The 2949-nt window shown below is 66.5% G+C and carries 6 protein-coding genes; all 6 read left to right on the plus strand.

Annotated elements, in window-relative coordinates; all coding sequences use genetic code 11:
- On the plus strand, window positions 1-634 hold a 634-nt coding region (gene rplD / locus ACFWPJ_RS29230; protein ID WP_378856187.1), incomplete at its 5' end, for a 50S ribosomal protein L4.
- On the plus strand, window positions 631-936 hold the full coding sequence (rplW, locus tag ACFWPJ_RS29235) for a 50S ribosomal protein L23 (RefSeq protein ID WP_019045018.1): 306 nt from the start codon (window positions 631-633) through the stop codon (window positions 934-936). The genes rplD and rplW, both read left to right, overlap by 4 nt.
- Before the next feature lie 33 nt (window positions 937-969).
- Window positions 970-1806 (plus strand): 50S ribosomal protein L2, encoded by an 837-nt coding sequence (rplB, locus tag ACFWPJ_RS29240; RefSeq protein ID WP_019045019.1) that lies wholly within the window; start codon window positions 970-972, stop codon window positions 1804-1806.
- Window positions 1807-1820: 14 nt separating this feature from the next.
- A complete protein-coding gene (rpsS, locus tag ACFWPJ_RS29245; RefSeq protein WP_019045020.1) occupies window positions 1821-2102 on the plus strand; it encodes a 30S ribosomal protein S19 in 282 nt (93 codons plus the stop codon).
- On the plus strand, window positions 2099-2500 hold the full coding sequence (gene rplV, locus ACFWPJ_RS29250) for a 50S ribosomal protein L22 (RefSeq protein WP_378856189.1): 402 nt from the start codon (window positions 2099-2101) through the stop codon (window positions 2498-2500). Before rpsS ends, rplV begins: the two co-directional genes overlap by 4 nt.
- Window positions 2501-2949 (plus strand): 30S ribosomal protein S3 (gene rpsC, locus ACFWPJ_RS29255; RefSeq protein WP_378856191.1); only part of this gene is annotated, 449 nt, incomplete at its 3' end.

A 2949-nucleotide genomic window follows, 5' to 3' on the forward strand; every position in this document is an offset into this window, starting at 1 on the left:
CCGTACCCCGGCCGGTTCGGCCGACGGGTCGGTCGAGCTGCCCGCCGCGATCTTCGGCGTCGAGCCCAACCTGGCGCGGATGCACCAGGTCGTCGTGGCTCAGCGCGCCGCGGCGCGGCCGGGCCCGCACTCGACCAAGACCCGCGGCGAGGTCCGTGGCGGTGGCCGCAAGCCGTACCGCCAGAAGGGCACCGGCCGCGCCCGCCAGGGTTCGACCCGTGCGCCGCAGTTCGCCGGCGGTGGCACCGTCCACGGCCCGCAGCCGCGTGACTACAGCCAGCGGACCCCCAAGAAGATGAAGGCCGCCGCCCTGCGTGGCGCCCTGTCCGACCGGGCCCGCAACGAGCGCATCCACGTGATCACCGAGCTGGTCGCGGGTCAGACCCCGTCGACCAAGGCCGCCAAGAGCTTCCTGTCCGAGCTGTCGGACCGCAAGAAGTTCCTGGTCGTCGTCGGTCGCGAGGACGTCGCCGCGTGGAAGAGCGTGGCGAACCTGCAGAACGTGCTGCCGATCGCCCCGGACCAGCTCAACACCTACGACGTCCTCAACAGCGACGAACTGGTGTTCAGCGTCGAGGCCCTGAACGCGTTCGTTCACGGTCCCGCCGAGGCGGCCCAGGAGGAGAGCAAGTGAGCACCATCGCCGACCCCCGCGACATCCTGCTCGCACCGGTCATCTCGGAGAAGTCCTACGGACTGATCGAGGAAGGCACCTACACCTTCCTGGTGCACCCGGATTCGAACAAGACGCAGATCAAGATCGCCGTCGAGAAGGTTTTCGGCGTCAAGGTCACCAGCGTCAACACCGCCAACCGTCAGGGCAAGCGCAAGCGGACCCGCTTCGGTTACGGCAAGCGCAAGGACACCAAGCGCGCGCTCGTGACCATCTCGGCCGACAGCAAGCCCATCGAGATCTTCGGAGGCCCGGTCGCGTAAGCGGCTGGTCATCCAGAAAGTAGAGAAGAACTCATGGCAATCCGTAAGTACAAGCCGACAACGCCGGGCCGTCGTGGCTCCAGCGTCTCGGACTTCGCCGAGATCACCCGGTCGACGCCGGAGAAGTCGCTGCTGCGCCCGCTCACCAAGTCCGGTGGTCGTAACGCGCACGGTCGCATCACCACGCGTCACCGCGGTGGCGGTCACAAGCGTGCCTACCGTGTCATCGACTTCCGTCGCCTGGACAAGGACGGCATCCCGGCCAAGGTCGCGCACATCGAGTACGACCCCAACCGCACCGCCAACATCGCACTGCTGCACTTCGCCGACGGCGAGAAGCGCTACATCATCGCGCCGAAGGGCATCCAGCAGGGCAGCCCGATCGAGTCCGGCCCCACGGCCGACATCAAGCCGGGCAACAACCTGCCGCTGCGCAACATCCCGACCGGTACCACGATCCACAACGTGGAGCTGCGTCCGGGCGGCGGCGCCAAGATGGCCCGTGCCGCAGGCATGAGCATCCAGCTGCTTGGCAAGGAAGGGCCGTACGCGACCCTGCGTATGCCCTCCGGTGAAATCCGCCGTGTCGACGTGCGCTGCCGCGCCACCGTCGGCGAGGTCGGCAACGCCGAGCAGTCGAACATCAACTGGGGCAAGGCCGGCCGTATGCGCTGGAAGGGCCGTCGTCCTACCGTCCGTGGTGTCGTCATGAACCCGGTCGACCACCCGCACGGTGGTGGTGAGGGTAAGACCTCCGGTGGTCGCCACCCGGTCTCCCCGTGGGGTCAGCCTGAGGGCCGCACCCGCAAGCCCAACCGCCCGAGCGACAAGCTCATCGTTCGCCGCCGCAAGACCGGCAAGAAGCGCTAAGGAGGAGGTAAGAAATGCCACGCAGCCTCAAGAAGGGCCCGTTCGTCGACGACCACCTCCTCGCGAAGGTGGACGTGCAGAACGAAAAGGGCACGAAGCAGGTCATCAAGACCTGGTCGCGTCGCTCGACCATCATCCCCGATTTCATCGGCCACACTTTCGCCGTCCACGACGGTCGCAAGCATGTCCCGGTGTTCGTGTCGGACAACATGGTCGGCCACAAGCTCGGTGAGTTCGCGCCGACCAGGACGTTCAAGAGCCACGTCAAGGACGACCGGAAGAGCAAGCGGCGATGACTGAAACTGTTCAGAACCCGACTGCCCGCGCCACCGCCAAGCACGTGCGGGTCACCCCGATGAAGGCGCGTCGCGTCGTGGACCTGGTCCGCGGCAAGCGTGTCGAGGACGCCCTGGCGATCCTGAAGTTCGCGCCGCAGGCCGCGAGCGAGCCGGTTGCCAAGGTCGTGGCCAGTGCCGCGGCGAACGCCGAGAACAACCTCGGCCTCAACCCGGCCACCCTGGTCATCTCGACGGCTTTCGTCGACGAGGGTGCCACCATGAAGCGTTTCCAGCCGCGGGCCCAGGGCCGCGCGTTCCGGATCCGCAAGCGCACGAGCCACATCACCATCGAGGTCGAGAGCGTGCCCACTGCCGGCGCTGCCACTCGTAGCCGCCGGAAGGGAGGGGCAAAGTAAATGGGACAGAAAATCAACCCCCATGGCTTCCGCCTCGGTATCACCACCGACTGGAAGTCGCGTTGGTACGCGGACAAGCAGTACGCGGAATACGTGAAGGAAGACGTTCAGATCCGCAAGCTCCTCGCCACCGGCATGGAGCGGGCAGGCATCTCGAAGGTCGAGATCGAGCGCACCCGTGATCGCGTCCGTGTGGATATCCACACCGCGCGTCCCGGCATCGTGATCGGTCGCCGTGGCGCGGAGGCCGACCGCATCCGCGCCGAGCTGGAGAAGCTCACCAAGAAGCAGGTTCAGCTGAACATCCTCGAGGTCAAGAACCCCGAGTCGGATGCGCAGCTGGTTGCTCAGGGTGTCGCCGAGCAGCTGTCCAACCGTGTGGCGTTCCGTCGCGCGATGCGTAAGGCCATCCAGTCGGCCTTGAGTTCGCCGAACGTAAAGGGCATCCG

This window comes from Nocardia sp. NPDC058497, assembly GCF_042720195.1.
In the GTDB taxonomy this organism is placed as follows: Bacteria; Actinomycetota; Actinomycetes; order Mycobacteriales; family Mycobacteriaceae; genus Nocardia.

What these genes read in the sequence shown, in the direction of transcription:
- rpsS (WP_019045020.1), top strand. Translation starts at nt 1,821, where the DNA reads ATGCCACGCAGCCTCAAGAAGGGCCCGTTCGTCGACGACCACCTCCTC.
- rplV (WP_378856189.1), top strand. Translation starts at nt 2,099, where the DNA reads ATGACTGAAACTGTTCAGAACCCGACTGCCCGCGCCACCGCCAAGCAC.
- rplB (WP_019045019.1), top strand. Translation starts at nt 970, where the DNA reads ATGGCAATCCGTAAGTACAAGCCGACAACGCCGGGCCGTCGTGGCTCC.